Genomic DNA, 20,984 nt, shown 5'->3' with positions numbered 1-20,984 from the left:
CAGGCCGCCGAAGCCGCATGAACGCGCCCGCCCGCTCCGCCCGTCCCGCCGTCGCCGGCCGGCCGCGCTTCGCGCTGGCCGCCGCCGCATGCCTGGTCGCGCTGATCGCGCTGTCGCTCGCGTGGGAGCTGTGGCTCGCGCCGCTGCGCCCGGGCGGCTCGGCGCTGATGCTCAAGGCCGTGCCGCTCGCGCTCGCGCTGCCCGGCGTCTGGCGGCGTAACATCTATACGATGCAGTGGGCGAGCATGCTGATCCTCGTCTATTTCGCCGAAGGCATCGTGCGCGGCATGTCCGACCACGGGCTGTCCGCGACGCTCGGCTGGTGCGAGACCGCACTCGCCGTCGGCTTCTTCGTCGCGGCGCTTGCGTACGTCGCGCCGTTCAAGCGCGCGGCGAAGCGGCAGCGCGCTGCGTCCTGACCCTTACGCGACCGACCGTGATGAATTCTCCAGACGCTTTCGTTTCCGCCTGCCGCGACGCGATCGGCGCGGCCTACGTGCTGACCGATCCGCACGACACCGAGCCGTTCCTGATCGACTGGCGCCGCCGCTACAAGGGCGCCGCCTGTGCGGTGCTGAAACCGGCCGATACGGCCGAAGTCGCCGCGCTCGTCAAACTCGCGAACACGCATGGCGTCGCGCTGGTGCCGCAAGGCGGCAACACGGGCCTCGCCGGCGGCGCGACACCCGACGGGAGCGGCAGCCAGGCCGTGCTGAACCTGGCGCGGCTGAACCGCGTGCGCGCGCTCGATCCGCACAACAACACGATCACCGTCGAGGCCGGCGTGATCCTCGCCGACGTGCAGGCGCGCGCCCGCGAAGGCGGCCGGCTGTTCGCACTGAGCCTCGCGGCCGAGGGCAGTTGCACGATCGGCGGCAACCTGTCGACCAACGCGGGCGGCACGGCGGTGCTGCGCTACGGCAATGCGCGCGAGCTGTGCCTCGGGCTCGAGGTCGTGACGCCGCAGGGCGAAATCTGGGACGGGCTGCGCGGCCTGCGCAAGGACAACACGGGCTACGACCTGCGCGACCTGTTCATCGGCGCAGAAGGCACGCTCGGGATCATCACGGCCGCCGTGATGAAGCTGCATCCGCTGCCGGCCGCGCAGGTCACCGCGCTGGCCGCGCTCGAGTCGCCCCACGCGGCGCTCGATTTCCTGTCGCTCGCGCAACGCGCGGCCGGGCCGCTGCTGACGGGCTTCGAGCTGATGTCGGATTTCTGCATGCAGCTCGTCGGCAAGCACTATCCGCAACTGCGCTACCCGTTCGACCGCACGCACGCGCAGACGGTGCTGCTCGAGCTGTCGGACAACGAAAGCGAAACGCATGCGCGCGCGCTGTTCGAGAAGCTGATGGAAGAAGCGTTCGATGCGGGGCTCGTGGTCGACGCGGTGGTCGCGGAAAACCTCGCGCAGTCGCGCGCGTTCTGGGATCTGCGCGAGCACATCCCGCTCGCGCAGGCCGACGAAGGGCTCAACATCAAGCACGACATCGCGGTGCCGATCTCGTCGATCGCGCGCTTCATCGACGAAACCGACGCGGCGATCCAGCAGGCGGCACCGGGCGCGCGGATGGTCACGTTCGGCCACCTGGGCGACGGCAACCTGCACTACAACGTACAGACGCCCGAGGGCGGCGACCCGAAGGCATTCCTCGCCGAATTCCAGGCGCCGATCAACCGCGTCGTGTACGACAACGTGCACCGTCATCACGGCACGATCAGCGCGGAGCACGGGATCGGCCAGTTGAAGATCGACGATGCGCAGCGCTACAAGTCGCCGGTCGAAACGACGCTCATGCGCACGCTGAAGACCGCGCTCGATCCGCGCGGCCTGATGAATCCCGGCAAGGTCCTGCGCTGAAGCCACTCATCCCGGAGCGATGCCCGTGAAAATCCGCGTCCTGTCCGACCTGCATCTCGAACTCAACCAGCCCGACACAATCCCGCATGCCGACGCGGATCTCGTCGTGCTGGCCGGCGACATCCACAATCACGCGGAGGGCCTGCGCTGGGCCGCGGAGACGTTCGATCCCGCCGTGCCGGTGGTGTACGTGCCGGGCAATCACGAGTACTACGACGGGGAATTCGGCGCGCTCGAGACGGCGATGCGCGATGCCGCGCACACGATCGACAACGTGCATTACCTGAACAACGGCGTGTACGTCGATCCGCAGGAGCGCTTTCGGGTGCTCGGCACGACGCTGTGGAGCGATTTCTCGCTGTTCGGCGCCGACGCCGCGAGCGTCGCGCGAGCGATCGAGGCCGGCGAGCGCGTGATGCTCGATTTCAAGGGATTGATTCAGGTGACCTGGCCGCACGACGCGGCGCTGCATGCGGAGGGCGAACCCGAGCGGGATTTCAAGCCGGCCGACGCGATCGCGCTGCACCGGCAAAGCCGCGCGTGGCTCGAAGCGCGGCTCGCGACGCCGTTCGCGGGCAGGACGATCGTCGTCACCCATCACGCGCCCCATCTGCGCTCGCTGGCGGAGCGCTATGCGGAAGACCTCGCGTCGGCGGGATTCGTCACGGACATGGCGGAACTGGTGCGGCCGCCCGTGGACCTGTGGATTCACGGCCACACGCATACTTCATTCGACTACGTGACCGACAGCGGCACGCACGTGGTGTGCAACCCGCGCGGCTACATCCGCAGACGCACCGGCGAACTCGAAAATCCTGCTTTCGCGTGGGACAAGGTGGTCGAGCTCGGCTGAGCGCCGGCCCGCGCGGCCGCGCGATGCGGCCCCTCTCCTGCGTGGTCTGAAAACCCGCAGCGGATCAGCGATCGGCGCGGCGCGATGCGTCCGACGGCGCGCGCACCCGCACGGGCACCGGCTTCATCCGTGCCTTCATCGCGCGCAGCAGATCGCGCGTCGCCGCGACGGCGGCCGCCGCACCAAGCAAAACTCCAAGGCCGATCATCAGTTGCGTATCCATTGCGACTCCGGGGGCAGGACATATCTCGATAGTTGAAACAGTATCAAACTGTCCGCGACCCGTTGGTAAAAAAATGTTGCGTGAACGACAAATCTCGTCAGATTGCGCGCGAGCGCGCTGTCATGTCGCAGCCGTGAACCGCGCGAGCGCGGCTTCGTCGGCGCCCAGCGTCGCCGGCAATTCGTCGCGCAGGAAATCGACCCAGGTGCGGATTTTCGCGTCGAGATACTGGCGCGACGGATACAGCGCGTAGATGTTCATCACGTGCGACCGGTATTCCGGCATCACGCGCACGATCTGCCCGCTGCGCAGCCCGCCGATCGCCGAATAGAGCGGCAGTCCGCCGATCCCCATCCCTTCGCGCACGGCCACCGCGAGCGCCTCGGCGACGTTCACACGAAACGGCGGCGCCGTGATTGGAATCACCTCGTCGCCGCGCGGCCCCGACAGCGCCCACTCGTCGAAGTGAAAACCGGGCGCGACCATCCCGAGACACACGTGCTGCTGGAGATCGGCCGGCGTGTGCGGCGCGCCATGGGCGTCGACATAGGCGGGCGACGCACACACGACGCTGTAGCTTTCGCCGAGCCGCTGCGACACGAGGCCCGAATCGGGCAGGTCGCGGCCGACGACGATCGCGACGTCGTAACCCTCGTCGAGAAGATCGGGCATCCGCTGCGCGAGCGTCAGTTCGACGTGCACCTCGGGGTAGCGCTGCCGGTAGCGCGCGATGGCCGGCACCAGGTAGTGCTGCCCGAGGCTCGTGAAGCAGTGGACCTTCAGCTTGCCCGACGGGCGCGCGTGCGCGTCGCCCGCTTCGGCTTCGGCCTGGTCGACGTACGCGAGGATCTGCTCGCAGCGCTGCAGATAGCGCTCGCCCGCTTCGGTCAGTGCGATCCGGCGTGTCGTCCGGTTGAGCAGGCGCGTGCGCAGGTGCGCTTCGAGGTCCGACACGGCGCGCGACGCGTAGGCGGTGGTCGAATTCATCTGCTGGGCCGCCGCGGTGAAGCTGCCCGCGTCGACCACGCGGACGAATACCCGCATGTTTTGTAACGTATCCATCCCATTACCCATTTGAATCCGGACGGATTGTTGCACACAGCCCAACAAATATTGTCTCAGGATTCGTAAAAATGACTTGCACCGTTGTCCATTTATTCAGGAATCGCTGAAAAATATAATCCCATCCGGCTCATCTATATCCGAAAGGGAGAAAATCGTGCAGTTTCCGGCAACAAAAGGGACGCTGGCACTGGCGGTTCTTGCAGTCTCATTAATAATGGCCGGATGCGCGAGCATGGGCGACAACAAACCGCAGTCCACGCGCGTCGAAGCGAACGCGCTCGACGCCGGCGCTGCGATCCGTGCCGCAAACCGCGACGCAGGCTGGCCCGCGTCGGACTGGTGGCGCGCGTACAACGATCCGCAGCTCGACACGTGGATCGCCGCCGCGCAGGCCGGCAACCCGACGCTCGCGGCCGCCGAGGCCCGCGTGCGCGAAGCGCAGGCGATGGCACGCGTCGCACGTTCGGCCGAACTGCCGCAAATCAACGGCAACCTGTCGCTGATGCGCCAGCACTGGCCCGACAACGTCTACTACGGCCCCGGCCCGCTCGCCGACACCGATACCTGGAACAACACCGGCTCGCTCGGCCTGTCGTACCACCTCGACCTGTGGGGCAAGGACAAGAACGCGACCGAGCGCGCGCTCGACACCGCGCACGCAACCGCCGCCGACGCCCGGGCCGCGAAGCTCGAGCTCGAAGTCAACGTCGTGCGCGCGTATGTCGGCATGTCGATGAACTACGCGCTGCTCGACCTCGCCCACGAAACGTTCGAACGCCAGCGCTCGCTGGCCGATCTCGCGCGCAAGCGGCTGCAGGCCGGCCTCGGCACGCAGCTCGAAGTGAGCCAGGCGGAATCGACGCTGCCCGACTACGAGCGGCAGATCGACAGCTATGAAGAAGCAATCCAGCTCGCGCGCCACCAGCTCGCCGCGCTCGCGGGCAAGGGCCCGGGCGCCGGCGACGCGATCCAGCGGCCGAGCCTGTCGCTCGACGCGCCGGCCGGCCTGCCGTCCGCGATGCCGGCCGACCTGCTCGGCCGCCGCCCCGACGTGGTCGCGGCGCGCTGGACGGTCGACGCGCAGGCGCGCGGCATCGACGTCGCGAAAGCGGCGTTCTACCCGAACATCGACCTGCTCGCGACGGTTGGCGGCTTCGGCGTGACCGCGCCGTTCGCCGACTTCCTGCGCGCGATGAACGGCGGCTGGACGGCCGGCCCCGCGCTGTCGCTGCCGATCTTCGACGGCGGCCGGCTGCGCGCGCAACTCGGCGCGGCCGACGCCGGCTACGACCAAGCGGTCGAACGCTACAACCAGACGGTCGTCGGCGCGCTCAAGGACATCGCCGACCAGGTCGTGCGAATCCGCTCGCTCGACACGCAGAAGAAGGACGCCGCGCGCTCGGTGGCCGCCAACGATCGCAGCTACCAGCTGTCGCGCGAAGGCTTCCGCCGTGGCCTGACCGATTACGTGAACGTGCTGGTCGCGCAACAGCAACTGCTGCGCGCGCAGGAGACGGCCGCCCGCATCGACGCGGAACGCCTCGCCGCGCATGCGCAGCTGATGGCCGCGCTCGGCGGCGGCGTCGGAACGGGCAGCGACGTGCCGCACGACGAATCCGCAGCGGCGCCCGCCGCCGCGTCGGGCGCCAAGCCGGTCGCGGCAGTCGCCCGGCCCGCGCAGATGGCGACGTCCGGCACGCCGGCCGCACGGTAACGCGGAGCGACCGCCATGTCAGCCTCCTCCCCCGCTTCCACGCACGCCGGCGGCCTCGCCGCCTGGTACGCCGCGTTCGACGACTGGGCCCGCACCGACGGCGCCGCGTGGCTCTATCTGTTCAAGGCGCTGCTCGCCGCGTTCATCTCGATCGGCGTGTCGATGCGGCTCGACCTGCCGGCACCGAAGACGGCGATGACCACGGTATTCATCGTGATGCAGCCGCAAAGCGGCGCCGTGCTCGCGAAGAGCTTCTACCGGGTCGCCGGCACGATCTTCGGGCTCATCGCGACACTGACGTTCGTCGGCCTGTTTCCGCAGCAGCCGCAGCTGTTCCTGCTCGCGGTCGCGCTGTGGGTCGCACTCTGCACGGCCGGCGCCGCGCGCAACCGCAACTTCCGCAGCTACGGCTTCCTGCTCGCGGGCTACACGACCGCGCTGATCGGCCTGCCGGCGTCGCAGCACCCGGACGGCGCATTCATGAGCGCGATGACGCGGGTCGCCGAAATCATGGTCGGGATCGTGTCGGCGGGCGTGGTCAGCGCGCTGGTGTTTCCGCAGTACACGGGCGAGCAGATGCGCACGACGGTGCGCAAGCGCTTCGTGAGCTTCGTCGACTACGTCGCGGCGGCGCTGTCGGGCAAGCTCGACCGCGCGCACATCGAAACCATCCATACGCGCTTCGTCGCGGACGTGGTCGGCTTCGAAGCGGCGCGCAGCATGGCCGTGTTCGAGGATCCGGACACGCGCATGCGCAGCGGCCGCCTCGCGCGGCTGAACAGCGAGTTCATGAGCGTATCGAGCCGCTTCCATGCGCTGCACCAGCTGATGAACCGGTTGCGCGCGGCCGGCGCGCAGGCCGCGATCGACGCGATCGAGCCGTACTTCCGCGAGATCGCGCCGCTGCTCATGCGCCACGGCGAGCCCGTGCGTACGTCGGCCGACGCGGCGCTCGCGGCCGAGCAGTTGCTCGCCTGGCGCGACGAGCTGCCGCGCCGCATCCGTGCGACGCGCGCGACGCTCGAAACGCAGCCGGATTTCCCGCTGCTCGATTTCGACACGGCAGCGGAGCTGCTGTACCGCTTCATCACCGACCTGCACGAATACGCGGCGACCTACGCATCGCTATCGACCGCGACGCACGAGCGCGAACGCTGGATCGAGCGCTACGAGCCGCGCACCAACTTGACGGCGATGGTAATCGCGGCGATCCGCACCGCGACCGTGATCCTCGTGCTCGGCTGGTTCTGGATCGAGACCGCGTGGCCGAGCGGCGTGACGCTCACGCTGACGGCGGCGGCCACCTGCGCGCTCGCGTCGTCGACGCCGCGCCCGACCGCGATGTCGGCGCAGATGGGCATGGGCACGGCGCTGGCGATCTGCACGGGCTTTTTGCTGACGTTCGGCATCTACCCGCACATCGACGGCTTCCCGCTGCTGTGCGTGGCGCTGGCACCGCTGCTCGCGATCGGCATCTTCATGACGCTGAAGCCGAAGCTCGCGGGCTACGGGATGGGCTACCTGATCTTCTTCTGCTTCCTCGCCGGCCCGGACAGCATCACGCACTACGATCCGATGAGCTTCATGAACGATGCGCTCGCGCTGGTGCTGTCGATGCTGGTGTCGGCGATCGCGTTCGCGGTGCTGTTCCCGCCGACCGCGCCGTGGCTGAAGAAGCGCCTGTTCGCCGACCTGCGTCACCAGGTGGTCGCGGCCTGCCACGCGCGGCTGGCCGGTTTGCGTACGCGCTTCGAGAGCGGCGCGCGCGACCTGATGTATCAGGCGCACACGCTGTCGGCCGACCAGCCCGACGTGCAGCGCGACGCGCTGCGCTGGATGTTCGCGGTACTCGAAACCGGCAACGCCGCGCTCGACCTGCGCCACGAACTGGCGACGCTGCCGTCCGACCCGCGCTATGCGCCGGCGGCGCCGTGGCGCCGCGCGATCGAGACGCTGCGCACCGCGCTGTCCGCGCTGTTCAGCAAGCCGAACGCCGAGCGCTTCGACGCGACGCTCGCCGCCGTCAATGCCGCGATCGACGCGACCCGGCAGACGCTCGACGCGGTGACGCCGGCGCGCGACGAGCGCCACCGGCTGCAGCGCATCCTGAGCAATCTGCATTTCGTGCGCACGGCGCTGCTCGATCCGGAATCGCCGCTCGAGCCGCTCAACCGCAACCGCCCCGTGCGTCCCCAACCTGGAGCCTCGTCATGATGCCGCGTGAAATCGCCATTCTCGATGCCTACATGCCCACGGTGGTGCTGATGTTCGTCCTGGGCGCGCTCGCGACCTGGGCCGTCGACCGCCTGCTCGCCTATACGGGCCTCTATCGTCTCGTCTGGCACCCGTCGCTGTTTCGCGCGTGCCTTCTCGTCTGCATTTGCGGCGGACTGAGTCTTGCCGTTTACCGTTGATTCCGAACCATCATGATGCTCAGAAAACTCTTCGGCTTCGTCGCGACCGCCGTCATCCTTCTCGTCGCGATCCTGATCGGGCGCTCGCTGTGGGTGCACTACATGGACGATCCGTGGACGCGCGACGGGCGCGTCCGTGCCGAGATCGTCAACGTCGCGCCGGACGTGTCGGGCGCGATCGTCGAGCTGCCCGTGCATGACAACCAGCTCGTGAAGAAAGGCGACCTGATCATGCAGATCGACCCGTCGCACTACCAGATCGCGGTCGAGCAAGCGCAGGCGGCGGTGGCCGCCCGTCGTGCGGAACTGCAGATGCGCCGCGACGACGCGGCCCGCCGCGCGGACCTCGATGCGCTCGTCGTGTCGAAGGAAAACCGCGAGAACGCGGCGCACAGCGCGACGAGCGCCGATGCGCAGTACCAGCAGGCGATCGCCGCGCTCGACGCCGCGAAGCTCAATCTCGAACGCACGCGCGTGGTCGCGCCGGTCGACGGCTACGTCACGAACCTGCAGACGTTCAAGGGCAACTACGCGGTGGCCGGCCAGGCGAAGCTCGCGATCGTCGACAGCCATTCGTTCTGGGTGTACGGCTACTTCGAGGAAACCAAGCTGCCGCGCGTGAAGATCGGCGCACCGGCCGAAATGCGGCTGATGAGCGGCGGCGTGATGAAGGGCCATGTGGAAAGCATCTCGCGCGGCATCTACGATCGCGACAACCCGCAAAGCCGCGACCTCGTCGCGGACGTGAACCCGACCTTCAACTGGGTGCGCCTCGCGCAGCGCGTGCCGGTGCGCATCCGGATCGACGAAGTGCCGGCCGACGTGGTGCTGTCGGCGGGCACGACCTGCACGGTCATCATCGATCCGGACCACCAGAAGAAGTCGTAATGGCGTGTCGGCCGGGCCGCGCCGCGCCCGGCCGCGTCATTCCCAGAAGAACCAGTAAGGCAGAAACGGCGACGGGCCGAGCCCGTATTCGCCGAGCATGTTGCGCAGTCGCAGCGCGAAGCCGATGGCGCCGATCACGACCAGCGACGCGATCACGTGCCGGCGCCGCACGCCCGGCACGCGCTGCAGCGGCACGAACTGGCAGCCCATCGCGAACAGCACGAGCCACTGAAAACGCAGCCCCGCATAGCTGATGCGCGCGAGCGCGAAGCTCGCGATCTCGCAGACGAACAGGAACACGAGCGTGCGCGGCATGCGCGCGAGCAGCATCCAGCCGGCCGCGAGCGTCAGCAACGCCAGCACGAGCGGTGCGCTGCCCGACATCTGCGCGGGCGGCGTGAACGCCGCATAGAGACCGATCTTCGCGAGCAGCGCCTCGTGATGCATCGCGAACAGCACGCCAGCGATCGCGACGGCCAGCCCCGCATAGCGCAGCAGGCGCAGCTTTCCACGCAGCCTTCCGATCTGCAGCAGCACGACGAGCAGCGCCGCCGACACATGCATGCCGGCCGCCGCCGCCGCGAATGCGACCGATTCGCCGCGCCGCCTGCGCGACCACGCGTCCGACGCGAGCTTCGCCGCGCAAAACGCGAACCCGTAGCGCAGGCCGCTCATCGCCATGTCGTAGAAGAACAGCGGGAAGATCAGCGTGGCAAATACGCACGCGTCCTCGGTGCTGCGGCCGAACGCCGCGACGCACGCGATCACGACCAGCAGCGACAGGATCGCCGTCGCGATGCGCGGATCGTGACCGAGCCATTCGAGTGCGCGCACGAGCCAGACGAAGCCCGGTTCGAGCGTGCGCGGCACGACCTTCAGGTTGCCGCTCCAGATGCCGGCGATGATGTGCTGGTAGATCGCGGTGTCGGTACCAGTGCGGCCGCGCAGCACGGCAAACGTGGCAGCCGGGGCGATGCCGGCCGCGAGCCACCGCCACGCGGCGACACGCGCGCACATGCCGATCGCAGCGGACGCCAGCATGCCCAGATACCCGATGAGGTAAATCGTCGTTGTCATTGTTATGACCGGCTCGGCGCACCGGTGCGCGCGCGCAGCGAGTTCTGCCCCTAATTATGTGAGGCAAATTGTAGGGGATCGCGCGTGAGCCGGCAGCCGGGTTTATCACCGATCGACGCCAATCCGGCGGCCTGCGCGGGTCGCGGCCGGCCCGGCCGCGACGGGGTGAAGCTCAGGGGCCGACGTGAAAGCGCCCGACCAGCGACTTGAGCGCCTGCGCCTGCTCGTCGAGCGCGTTCGCCGCGGCAGCCGCCTGCTCGACGAGTGCCGCGTTCTGCTGCGTGCCGGCGTCCATCTGCGTGACCGCGCGGCCGATCTCCTCGATCCCGGCGCTCTGCTCGTCCGACGCCGCGGAAATCTCGCCGATGATGTCGGTCACGCGTTTCACCGCGCGCACCACGTCGTCCATCGTGCGGCCCGCATCGTGCGCGAGCGTCGCACCGTTCGCGACACGCTCGACCGATGCGCCGATCAGCGAGCGGATCTCCTTCGCCGCCGTCGCCGCGCGCTGCGCGAGCAGCCGCACCTCGCCCGCGACCACCGAAAATCCGCGCCCCTGTTCGCCCGCGCGCGCCGCCTCGACCGCCGCGTTCAACGCGAGAATGTTGGTCTGGAACGCGATCCCTTCGATCGTGCCGATGATGTCGCGGATGTTCTTCGCGCTGTCGTCGATCTCGCTCATCGTCGCGACCACGCGCCCGACGACTGCGCCGCCCGCCTCCGCGACGGCCGACGCATTGGCCGCGAGCGCACTCGCCTGTCGCGCGTTCTCGGCGTTCTGACGCACGGTCGACGTGAGCTGTTCCATGCTGGCCGCGGTGCGCTCGAGCGCGACGGCCTGCTGCTCGGTGCGCCGCGACAGATCGAGGTTGCCGGTCGAGATCTCACCGGACGCGGCCGCGATCGCCTCCGCGCTGACGGCGATCTCGCGTACGGTCGAGGCCAGCCCGGTCTGCATGTCGGCCAGCGCGCGCACCATGCTGTCGCGGTCATGCCGGTCGAGCGCAATCGACCGCGTGAGGTCGCCGCGCGCGATGTCGGCGGCAATCGCCTTCGCGTACGCGGGCTCGCCGCCGAGCTGCGACGCAAGGCGGCGCACGACCCGTTCCGCGATCGCGATCGCGAGCACGATCAGCGCGGCCGTCATCGCCGCGATCATCGCGAACGACGACGAGAAGATCGTCGCGGACGCATCGAGCGTCGCCTTCGACTTCGCGCCGCGCGTCTTCACGAGCTCGGCAGCGAGCTTTTCGAGCTTGCCGGTTTCGACCAGCAGCGACACGTCCTGCGTGCCGACCTGCCAGTTCATCTGCGACAGGTCGAGCGGCTGCGCCTGCACGAGCGCGACGAAATCGCGCAGATGGCCGCTCCACGTGCCGACCGCCATCGAGAATGCGCGCAGGCGCTCGGAGTCGCCCGCGTCGGCCGGATCCGCATAACGCTGCAGCGTGCCGAGCGCATTGCCGATCGACGTCAGCCCCGCGCCGACTTCGGCGCCGAGCTCGTCGCGCTCGCGCGCGGTCGTCGCGGTCAGCAGCATCTTCTGCGCACGGCTCGCGCGCAGCACCTCGGCGCGCACCTCCTCCGCCGCACGGCTCGCGACATGCCCCTGCTCGTAGACCGACGCGATCGATGCGTTCAGCCGGCTGATCTGCCACAGCGAAAACACGCCGATCGCGAGCGTGCCGGCGAGCAGGATCGCGAACGCGGCGCGCAACGTCGCCTTGACGGTCCACGGCCGGCGTTCGCGCCGCGTCGCGCGCGCAGGTCGTGCGGCGGGCTTCCCGGTGGCGTCGGCTGCGACGCCGGCCGCACCTGGGTGTGGATGCAGTGATGCTGCTTTCATCGATAGTTCCCCGTATTGATCACGCCGCCGGAAAGGTCGGTTCCGGCATTCCCGCGATGGCCCGTCGTGCCGCGCGTCTCGCGTCGGTCCGGCTCGTGGCCGATCCCGGCGCGGCGCGCCCGTGTTGTCGTTGTGTCGTTCTACGGCCGCCATCGGCATTCCTTGAGTCCGGGCAAACACCCATCCGCCCGCGCCGCGGCCCGCTGCCGGCAGAACGTACTGCCAGCGGTATACCCAGAAAAAAAGGGAGCGATTGGCCGATCCGCCGGCATCGGCCCGCAGGCGATGTCCGAATCACGACAAAAGTTGGCCTGACATTCGTGATGCGCCACATTACACTTCTTTGACGCAACAATGATTCGAACGCGCCGATCCCCATCCGAGCGCGTCCCGCCACCTCAACTCGCTCACCTCACATGGAAACCAGCCTCGATACGGCCACCGCCGCCGCCCCCACCGCGGCCCAGCCGTCTGCTCCATCCGCGCCGCGCACCGTCTATCCGGTGCTCGGCGCGATCAGCTTCTCGCACATGCTCAACGACATGATCCAGTCGTTGATCCTCGCGATCTATCCGATGCTCAAGAGCCAGTTCGCGCTGTCGTTCGCGCAGATCGGCCTCATCACGCTGACCTACCAGATCACCGCATCGCTGCTGCAGCCGCTCGTCGGCCTGTATACGGACAAGCGGCCGAAGCCCTATTCGCTGCCGGTCGGGATGGGTTTCACGCTCGCGGGGCTGCTGCTGATGTCGATGGCGTCGAGTTTCCCGATGCTGCTGGTGGCCGCGGCGCTCGTCGGCTGCGGCTCGTCGGTGTTCCATCCCGAATCGTCGCGGGTCGCGCGGATGGCGTCGGGCGGCCAGCACGGGCTCGCGCAGTCGGTATTCCAGGTCGGCGGCAATGCCGGCTCCGCGCTCGGGCCGCTGCTCGCCGCACTCGTGATCATTCCGCACGGCCAGCACAGCATCGCGTGGTTCTCGGCGGCCGCGCTGGTCGCGATGGTCGTGCTCACGCAGATCGGCCACTGGTACAAGAAGCACCCGTCGATGAAGAAGAAGGCCGCGCCGGCCGGCCATCCGACGCTGTCGCAGGGCCGCGTGCTCGCCGCGATCGGCGTACTGGTGCTGCTGGTGTTCTCGAAGTACTTCTACCTCGCGAGCATCAACAGCTATTTCACGTTCTATCTGATCGACAAGTTCCACCTGTCGGTGCAGGCCGCGCAGATCCACCTGTTCGTGTTCCTCGCGGCCGTGGCGGCCGGCACGCTGATCGGCGGCCCGGTCGGCGACCGGATCGGCCGCAAGTACGTGATCTGGGTGTCGATTCTCGGCGTCGCGCCGTTCACGCTGCTGCTGCCGTACGCGAACCTGTTCTGGACGAGCGTGCTGAGCGTGATCATCGGCGTCGTGCTCGCGTCGGCATTCGCGGCGATCCTCGTCTACGCGACCGAGCTGATGCCCGGCAAGGTCGGGATGGTCGCGGGCCTGTTCTTCGGCTTCGCGTTCGGGCTGGGCGGCGTCGGTGCGGCCGTGCTCGGCCAGCTCGCGGACGCGACGAGCATCCCGTTCGTCTACAAGGTGTGCTCGTTCCTGCCGCTGATCGGCGTGCTGACGGTGTTCCTGCCGAACCTCGAAAGCAGCCGGCGCAAGAAGGCGTGACGAACGACCGGCCGCGGCGCGCGTGCCGCGGCCGGTCGAATGGTACGAATGGTACGAATGGAGAATGCGGCGGCGGCTTCAGGCCGCCGTCGTCGCATGCAGCGCCAGGAAACGCTTGAGGATGCCGGACGAATAGCTGCTCGCGATCGCCGACAGGAAGTGCGAGAACGACTGCGTCGCGTGATCGTCGGCCGTGTCGGAAATCGTGCGCACGAGCGCGAACGGCACGTCGTGCTCGGCGCACACCTGCGCGATCGCCGCGCCTTCCATCTCGACCGCGAGCGCGTCCGGCAGCGCGTCGCGCAGCGCGACGACTTCGTGCTCGCTCGACACGAAGCGGTCGCCGCTGATGATCAGCCCGCCGTGCAGCGTCGCGCCGGCCAGACCGAAACGCTCGGCGAACAGCGCGCCCTCTTCCGCGACGAACAGCGTGCACGCGGCCTTCAGCCGGGCTGTCAGCTCCGCGTCGGTCGCGAACCGCGTGACGCCGAGCAGCGGCACTTCGTAACGAGGAAACAGCGGCGACGCGTCGAGATCGTGCTGCAGCAGCGTATCGGCCACGACGACGTCGCCGACGCGCACCGTGCGCGACACGCCGCCCGCAACGCCGGTGAACACGACGCCCGACACGCCGAACACGTGGATCAGCGCGCTGACCGTCGCGGCGGCCGCAACCTTGCCGATCCGCGCGAGCGTGACGACGCAGGCCGCGCCGTTCACGGTGCCGACGTGATAATCGCGGCGGCCGAGCGTGATGGTCTTCATCACGCCGTCGGCGCGCATCGCGGCGATCAGGTCGCCGAGTTCCTCGGGCAGCGCGGCCAGAATGCCGAGCGGACGCGTCGATACCGCTTCAACCATGTCGATGCTCATCATTCCACCGCCTGCAGTTTCGCGACCGCGAGCGCGAGCCACTTCTCGCCGTGTCGCTTGAACTTGACCTGCGCCTTCGCATCGGCGCCGTTGCCTTCGAGCGCGGTGACGGTGCCTTCGCCGAACTTGGTATGGAACACCTGCTGGCCGACCCGAAAACCGGTGTCGGCCGCGCGCTGCTTGTCCGCGAACGCCGGCAGCGGCGCGGACACCGCCGCGTCGACGATCTGCTCGCGATTGCCGCCGCCCGGCCGCGAGAACCAGTCGCGCCCCCAGCCGGCGTTGTCCGAACGGCCGCCCCAGCGCGAGCCGGCCTCGACCTTCGGCGTGAGCCACTTCAGCACGTGCTCCGGCAATTCGTCGAAGAAGCGCGAGCGCACGTTGTAGCGCGTCTGGCCGTGCAGCATCCGGCTCTGCGCGAACGACAGGTAGAGCCGCTCCTTCGCGCGCGTGATCGCGACGTACATCAGCCGGCGCTCTTCCTCGAGGCCATCCGATTCGAGCACGCTGTTCTCGTGCGGGAACAGCCCCTCCTCGAGGCCGGTGATGAACACGGCCGAGAACTCGAGCCCCTTCGCCGCGTGCACCGTCATCAGTTGCACGGCGTCCTGGCCGGCCTGCGCCTGGTTGTCGCCGGCTTCCAGCGACGCGTGCGACAGGAAGCCCGCGAGCGGCGTCATCGTGTCGGGATTCTGGGCGGGGTCGCTTAGCGGTGCCGGGTCGAGCACGTCGACCGACGGATCGTTCGCGTCCGTGCCGAGCTCCGGCGCCGCGGTCGCGCCCACGCGCAGCGGAATCGAGCGGGCCGGCGCGTCGAGCCCGTAACCTTGCTCGCTGACGAACGCGGTGGCCGCATTCACGAGTTCCTGCAGGTTCTCGAGGCGATCCTGGCCTTCGCGCTCGCCCTGGTAGAAATCGGACAGGCCGCTCGCGCGCACGACGTACTCGACCGTCTCCGGCAGGCTCATCTGCTGCGTCTCGGCGCGCATCTTCGCGATCAGCGTCGCGAACGCGCCGAGGCTCGTGCCGGCCTTGCCGGTCACGTACGGAATCGCGGCGGCCATCGCGCAGTCGTACAGTCGTGCGGCGTCCGCGAGCTGCTCGATCGAGCGCGCCCCGATGCCGCGCGTCGGAAAATTCACGACGCGCACGAACGCGGTGTCGTCGTTCGGGTTGTCGATGAGCCGCAGATAGGCGAGCGCGTGCTTTACTTCCTGGCGCTCGAAGAAGCGCAGGCCGCCGTACACGCGGTACGGAATGCCGGACGTCATCAGCGTGTGCTCGATCGCACGCGACTGCGCGTTGCTGCGATACAGGACCGCGACCTCGCTGCGCGACATCCCGGTGTTGATCAGCGAGCGGATTTCCTCGACGATCCAGCCGGCTTCCTGCGCATCGGTGCTGGCTTCGTATACGCGCACCGGCTCGCCGTGGCCCGCGTCGGTGCGCAGGTTCTTGCCGAGGCGGTGCGAGTTGTTCGAGATCAGCTGGTTGGCCGCGTCGAGGATGTTGCCGTGCGACCGGTAGTTCTGCTCGAGCTTGATCAGGTTGCGCACGCGGAATTCGTCTTCGAAGTCGCGCATGTTGCCGACGTTCGCGCCGCGGAACGCGTAGATCGACTGGTCGTCGTCGCCGACCGCGAAGATCGCGTTCTGGCCGCCCGCGAGCAGCTTGAGCCACGCGTACTGCAGCTTGTTGGTGTCCTGGAACTCGTCGACGAGGATGTGCTTGAAGCGCGCCTGGTAGTGCGCGCGCAGCGGCGCGTTGTACGCGAGCAGCTCGTAGCAGCGCAGCAGCAGCTCGGGGAAGTCGACGACGCCCTCGCGCTGGCACTGCTGGTCGTACGCCTGGTACAGCTCGACGAACTTGCGGTTGAAGTTGTCGGACGCGTCGACCTTGTCGGGACGCAGCCCCTGCTCCTTCGCGTTGTTGATGAAGTACTGGACGTTCTTCGGCGGATACTTCTCGTCGTCGACGTTCGCCGCCTTCATCAGCCGCTTGATGGCGGACAGCTGATCGGCCGTGTCGAGGATCTGGAAGGTTTGCGGCAGCCCGGCGTCGCGGTAGTGCGCGCGCAGCATCCGGTTGCACAGCCCGTGGAACGTGCCGATCCACATTCCGCGCGTGTCGATCGGCATCATCGCCGACAGCCGCGCCATCATCTCGCGTGCGGCCTTGTTCGTGAAGGTGACGGCGAGCACGGTGGGCGGCGACGCATAGCCCTGCTGGATCAGCCACGCGATCCGCGTGATCAGCACGCGGGTCTTGCCGCTGCCCGCCCCCGCGAGGATCAGCGCCGGTTCGTTCGGCAACGTGACGGCGGCGTATTGTTCAGGGTTCAGATTGGCGAGCAGATCGGGCATGGAGCGGCAGCGGACGTGCGAGAAAAATGCGGACCCGCCATTATAAGTCCGGCGTGTGCGATACCGTGGGCGACCGATGTGGCATCGCGGCCCAACAAGGCCGCCTTCCCCGCCGGCGACGGCTTCGGCACGCGTAACCCGCGTTATTTCCTGCGCGGGGCAGCAGGTTTGTCGCCGATCCAGTCGGGATGAGGGACATACCGGCGAACTTGTTCGTCGAGCTCGGGGCCGTGATACAGGTCCAGGCATTTCAGCAGAGCAAATTTTGCCCCGGCGTAACCTTCCACGGGATTGCCGTAATCGCGGCGCAAATAGTGTTCTGCAAGCCGCTCGACCGCCCGATCGCCTTGTTCCTCATCGTAATAAGTCCATTCCAGGAACGCACTCTTGGTGATATCGGCATCCTTGCCTGCCGGCGATCCTCGGTAAGCGATCGACAGGCACGCCGCCAACGCCCTGTCCTTGTAATTCTCCGCATTGGTGCGCCGCACGGCCATGACGGAATCGGCTGCTTCGGCAGACAGTGCCGAACATAGCGCGACGGCGCAGACCACCCGAAAAATGTTCATTTGAGCGCCCAGAAATAAGCGCGGCTAGTGCGATAGTTCGCCTCCGGCTCGTTGAAATAACAAGCGTCGTAGCACTGGCGTCCATTGAAAAGTGTCGCATGGCCGCTGGCGTCACTCCACCCATGCACCTCGAAAAGGATAAGACCAGATTTCCCCGCCAGTGAGCCCCCACCACTCGGAGGATAGGCAACGAGTTGGGGCGCGCCCCAAACAACTTTCAGAAACGAGACAACATCTCTGACACGATAGAAATAGTGCCGGCGATCGGCTCCTTGTCTAGTCTTGCCCGACATGAACGGGACGATTACGCCAGCTTCATTCAGGATATAGCTCATACGAACCGCGCATGTGTTCCGCCAAGGGTTCTTTTTATCCCGGATATGCGCAGCGACGCTGCCCCCTATCACCTGTGCCACTCTCTCGCCCGAAACGGGCCGGATCGTAAATCCTCGTCGACGCCGCCCACGCGGCGGCAAATGTCGGTCGTATCACTCCATTCTCCTTACGTGGCGGCGGACCGGTGCGGCAGGGAGCCGACGCCTGACTCGAACCCGCGGCCAGACCCGCAACTTAGCCCTCCCAACACGCGTCGGCAATTGGACACGTACGAATTGACTGTAAGCCGCGAACGGCTCACTCGACGCCTGGCGATTTATAATGAGCGGTTCAAGTCTCCAACAAGCATTTTTCGGCAAATTTCCAACCATGAGCGACAACACGCTGGCGAAGAGTTTCGAACCCCACACCATCGAGTCCCAATGGGGGCCGGAGTGGGAAAAACGCGGCTATGCCGCCCCGGCATTCGACCCGGCGCGCCCCGATTTCGCGATCCAGCTGCCGCCGCCGAACGTCACCGGCACGCTGCACATGGGCCACGCGTTCAACCAGACGATCATGGACGGCCTCGCCCGCTACCACCGGATGCTCGGCGAGAACACGCTGTGGGTGCCGGGCACCGACCACGCGGGGATCGCGACACAGATCGTCGTCGAGCGCCAGCTCGATGCGCAGGGCGTGTCGCGCCACGACCTCGGCCGCGAGAAGTTCGTCGAGCGCGTGTGGGAATGGAAGCAGCAGTCCGGCTCGACGATCACCGGCCAGGTGCGCCGCCTCGGCGCGTCGACCGACTGGTCGCGCGAATACTTCACGATGGACGACAAGATGTCGGCCGCCGTGCGCGACGTGTTCGTCACGCTGTATGAACAGGGCCTGATCTATCGCGGCAAGCGCCTCGTCAACTGGGATCCGGTGCTGCTGACCGCCGTGTCGGATCTCGAAGTCGTCAGCGAGGAAGAAAACGGCCACCTGTGGCACATCCGCTATCCGCTCGTCGACGGCTCGGGCTCGCTGACGGTCGCCACCACGCGCCCCGAGACGATGCTCGGCGACGTCGCGCTGATGGTTCACCCGGAAGACGAGCGCTACGCGCACCTGATCGGCAAGCTCGTCACGCTGCCGCTGACGGGCCGCGAGATCCCGGTGATCGCCGACGACTACGTCGATCGCGAATTCGGCACGGGCGTCGTGAAGGTCACGCCCGCGCACGACTTCAACGACTATCAGGTCGGCCTGCGCCACAAGCTCGCGCCGATCGAGATCCTGACGCTCGACGCGAAGATCAACGACAACGGCCCCGAGCAGTATCGCGGCCTCGACCGCTTCGACGCGCGCAAGGCGATCGTCGCCGACCTCGACGCGCAGGGCTTCCTCGATTCGGTGAAGCCGCACAAGCTGATGGTGCCGCGCGGCGACCGCACGGGCGTCGTGATCGAGCCGATGCTGACCGACCAGTGGTTCGTCGCGATGACGAAGCCGGCGCCGGAAGGCACGTTCAACCCGGGCAAGTCGATCACCGAAACGTCGCTCGACGTCGTGCGCAGCGGCCAGATCAAGTTCGTGCCGGAAAACTGGACGACCACCTACTACCAGTGGCTCGAGAACATCCAGGACTGGTGCATCTCGCGCCAGCTGTGGTGGGGTCACCAGATTCCCGCATGGTACGGCGAGAACGGCGAGGTGTTCGTCGCGCGCGACGAGGAAGGCGCACGCGCTCATGCCGCCGCGCAGGGTTATACGGGCGCGCTCAAGCGCGACGAGGACGTGCTCGACACGTGGTTCTCGTCGGCGCTCGTGCCGTTCTCGTCGCTCGGCTGGCCGAACGAAACGCCTGAACTGCAGCATTTCCTGCCGTCGTCGGTGCTCGTCACCGGCTTCGACATCATCTTCTTCTGGGTCGCCCGGATGGTGATGATGACGACGCACTTCACCGGCAAGGTGCCGTTCCACACCGTCTACGTGCACGGCCTCGTGCGCGACGCGGAAGGCCAGAAGATGTCGAAGAGCAAGGGCAACACGCTCGACCCGATCGACATCGTCGACGGCATCGATCTCGACACGCTGGTCGCGAAGCGCACGACGGGCCTGATGAACCCGAAGCAGGCCGCGACGATCGAGAAGAAGACGCGCAAGGAATTCCCGGACGGCATCCCCGCGTTCGGCACGGACGCGCTGCGCTTCACGATGGCGTCGATGGCGACGCTCGGCCGCAACGTGAACTTCGACCTCGCGCGCTGCGAAGGCTATCGCAACTTCTGCAACAAGCTGTGGAACGCGACGCGCTTCGTGCTGATGAACTGCGAAGGCCACGACTGCGGCGCCGACAAGCCGGAAGTGTGCGGCGCGGGCGACTGCGGCCCGGGCGGCTACCTCGACTTCTCGGCGGCCGACCGCTGGATCGTGTCGCTGTTGCAGCGTACCGAAGCCGACATCGCGAAGGGTTTCGCCGATTACCGCTTCGACAACGTCGCGAGCAGCATCTACAAGTTCGTGTGGGACGAGTACTGCGACTGGTATCTCGAACTCGCGAAGGTGCAGATCCAGAACGGCACGCCGGAACAGCAGCGCGCGACGCGCCGCACGCTGCTGCGCGTGCTGGAGACGGTGCTGCGCCTCGCGCACCCGGTCATCCCGTTCATCACCGAGGCGCTCTGGCAGAAGGTCGCGCCGCTCGCCGGCCGCTATCCGCAGGGCAAGGCCGAGGGCGAAGCGTCGCTGATGACGCAGGCGTATCCGGTCGCGAACCTGCAGAAGCTCGATGAGGCCTCCGAACAGTGGGCGGCCGACCTGAAGGCGATCGTCGACGCATGCCGGAACCTGCGCGGCGAGATGAACCTGTCGCCGGCCACCAAGGTGCCGCTGCTGGCAGCCGGCGACGCCGAGCGCCTGCGCTCGTTCGCGCCCTACGTTCAGGCCCTCGCGCGCCTGTCGGAAGTGCAGATCCTCGCGGACGAAGCGGCCCTCGACAAGGAAGCGCACGGCGCACCGATCGCGATCGTCGGCCCGAACAAGCTGGTGCTGAAGGTGGAGATCGACGTCGCGGCCGAGCGCGAGCGCCTGTCGAAGGAAATCGCGCGCCTGACGGGCGAGATCGCGAAGTGCAATGCGAAGCTCGGCAACGAGGCGTTCGTCGCGAAAGCGCCGCCGGCCGTGGTCGAGCAGGAGCAAAAGCGCGTCGCCGAGTTCCAGAGCACGCTGGACAAGCTGCGCGCGCAGCTCGATCGGTTGCCTGCGTAACAAACGG

Annotated in this window: 17 protein-coding genes; 9 read left to right on the top strand and 8 right to left on the bottom strand. The window is 67.6% G+C overall.

Features of this window, described 5'->3' with window-relative positions:
- Positions 1-17: 17 nt before the first annotated feature.
- Genes O1Q03_RS29045 through O1Q03_RS29035 form a run of 3 tightly spaced genes read left to right on the top strand, consistent with a single transcriptional unit; the run spans position 18 to position 2,714 of the window.
- Positions 18-419 (top strand): DUF2069 domain-containing protein, encoded by a 402-nt coding sequence (locus O1Q03_RS29045; RefSeq protein WP_269507485.1) that lies wholly within the window; start codon positions 18-20, stop codon positions 417-419.
- Positions 420-439: 20 nt separating this feature from the next.
- Entirely contained in the window at positions 440-1,861 is a 1,422-nt protein-coding gene (locus tag O1Q03_RS29040; protein WP_269507483.1) for an FAD-binding oxidoreductase, read from the top strand.
- Positions 1,862-1,886: 25 nt separating this feature from the next.
- Positions 1,887-2,714 (top strand): metallophosphoesterase, encoded by an 828-nt coding sequence (locus tag O1Q03_RS29035; RefSeq protein ID WP_269507482.1) that lies wholly within the window; start codon positions 1,887-1,889, stop codon positions 2,712-2,714.
- Positions 2,715-2,778: 64 nt separating this feature from the next.
- Here O1Q03_RS29035 and O1Q03_RS29030 read toward each other — a convergent pair whose 3' ends face one another.
- On the bottom strand, positions 2,779-2,937 hold the full coding sequence (locus tag O1Q03_RS29030) for a hypothetical protein (RefSeq protein WP_269507481.1): 159 nt from the start codon (positions 2,935-2,937) through the stop codon (positions 2,779-2,781).
- Between the two features lie 120 nt (positions 2,938-3,057).
- Positions 3,058-3,999: a LysR family transcriptional regulator gene (locus O1Q03_RS29025; RefSeq protein WP_269507480.1), complete on the bottom strand. Its 942-nt coding sequence runs from the start codon at positions 3,997-3,999 to the stop codon at positions 3,058-3,060.
- A 157-nt stretch (positions 4,000-4,156) separates the two neighbouring features.
- Here O1Q03_RS29025 and O1Q03_RS29020 point away from each other — a divergent pair, with 157 nt between their 5' ends.
- From O1Q03_RS29020 to O1Q03_RS29005, 4 genes are read left to right on the top strand one after another with little or no spacing between them, the layout of a single operon-like run.
- Positions 4,157-5,716: an efflux transporter outer membrane subunit gene (locus O1Q03_RS29020; RefSeq protein ID WP_269507479.1), complete on the top strand. Its 1,560-nt coding sequence runs from the start codon at positions 4,157-4,159 to the stop codon at positions 5,714-5,716.
- 15 nt (positions 5,717-5,731) lie between these two features.
- Entirely contained in the window at positions 5,732-7,930 is a 2,199-nt protein-coding gene (locus O1Q03_RS29015) for an FUSC family protein (protein ID WP_269507478.1), read from the top strand.
- Complete coding sequence (locus tag O1Q03_RS29010) at positions 7,927-8,130, top strand: DUF1656 domain-containing protein (protein ID WP_011351756.1); 204 nt, start codon at positions 7,927-7,929, stop codon at positions 8,128-8,130. The genes O1Q03_RS29015 and O1Q03_RS29010 overlap by 4 nt, the downstream gene beginning before the upstream one ends.
- A gap of 12 nt (positions 8,131-8,142) precedes the next feature.
- Positions 8,143-9,018, top strand: coding sequence for an efflux RND transporter periplasmic adaptor subunit (locus O1Q03_RS29005; protein WP_269507473.1), 876 nt, complete (start codon positions 8,143-8,145; stop codon positions 9,016-9,018).
- Between the two features lie 36 nt (positions 9,019-9,054).
- Here O1Q03_RS29005 and O1Q03_RS29000 read toward each other — a convergent pair whose 3' ends face one another.
- Together O1Q03_RS29000 and O1Q03_RS28995 are read right to left on the bottom strand one after the other, a co-directional pair.
- Positions 9,055-10,095, bottom strand: coding sequence for an EpsG family protein (locus O1Q03_RS29000; protein WP_269507472.1), 1,041 nt, complete (start codon positions 10,093-10,095; stop codon positions 9,055-9,057).
- Positions 10,096-10,267: 172 nt separating this feature from the next.
- Positions 10,268-11,941 carry a methyl-accepting chemotaxis protein gene (locus O1Q03_RS28995; protein WP_269507471.1) on the bottom strand — a complete coding sequence of 558 codons (1,674 nt, stop codon included), beginning with the start codon at positions 11,939-11,941 and terminating at the stop codon, positions 10,268-10,270.
- Positions 11,942-12,357: 416 nt separating this feature from the next.
- Here O1Q03_RS28995 and O1Q03_RS28990 point away from each other — a divergent pair, with 416 nt between their 5' ends.
- On the top strand, positions 12,358-13,599 hold the full coding sequence (locus O1Q03_RS28990) for an MFS transporter (RefSeq protein ID WP_269507470.1): 1,242 nt from the start codon (positions 12,358-12,360) through the stop codon (positions 13,597-13,599).
- Positions 13,600-13,677: 78 nt separating this feature from the next.
- Here the strand turns inward: O1Q03_RS28990 and O1Q03_RS28985 are convergent, their stop codons facing one another.
- The 4 genes from O1Q03_RS28985 to O1Q03_RS28970 form a co-directional block, all read right to left on the bottom strand.
- Positions 13,678-14,475, bottom strand: a complete 798-nt coding sequence (locus O1Q03_RS28985) for a 5'-methylthioadenosine/adenosylhomocysteine nucleosidase (RefSeq protein WP_269507469.1) — start codon at positions 14,473-14,475, stop codon at positions 13,678-13,680.
- Positions 14,472-16,835: a UvrD-helicase domain-containing protein gene (locus O1Q03_RS28980; protein ID WP_269507468.1), complete on the bottom strand. Its 2,364-nt coding sequence runs from the start codon at positions 16,833-16,835 to the stop codon at positions 14,472-14,474. Before O1Q03_RS28980 ends, O1Q03_RS28985 begins: the two co-directional genes overlap by 4 nt.
- Positions 16,836-16,978: 143 nt before the next feature.
- Positions 16,979-17,404: a type VI secretion system amidase immunity protein Tai4 gene (locus tag O1Q03_RS28975; RefSeq protein ID WP_269507467.1), complete on the bottom strand. Its 426-nt coding sequence runs from the start codon at positions 17,402-17,404 to the stop codon at positions 16,979-16,981.
- A complete protein-coding gene (locus O1Q03_RS28970; RefSeq protein ID WP_269507466.1) occupies positions 17,401-17,739 on the bottom strand; it encodes a T6SS effector amidase Tae4 family protein in 339 nt (112 codons plus the stop codon). The genes O1Q03_RS28975 and O1Q03_RS28970 overlap by 4 nt, the downstream gene beginning before the upstream one ends.
- Before the next feature lie 370 nt (positions 17,740-18,109).
- On the opposite strand from O1Q03_RS28970, the gene O1Q03_RS28965 reads away from it, so the two are divergent.
- On the top strand, positions 18,110-20,977 hold the full coding sequence (locus O1Q03_RS28965; protein WP_269507465.1) for a valine--tRNA ligase: 2,868 nt from the start codon (positions 18,110-18,112) through the stop codon (positions 20,975-20,977).
- Positions 20,978-20,984 lie beyond the last annotated feature (7 nt).

Origin of the sequence: Burkholderia sp. IMCC1007, assembly GCF_027257875.1 — a bacterium.
Classification (GTDB): Bacteria; Pseudomonadota; Gammaproteobacteria; order Burkholderiales; family Burkholderiaceae; genus Burkholderia.
Note: the sequence above shows the minus strand (reverse complement) of the source record. Positions and strands in the feature narration are given on the sequence as shown.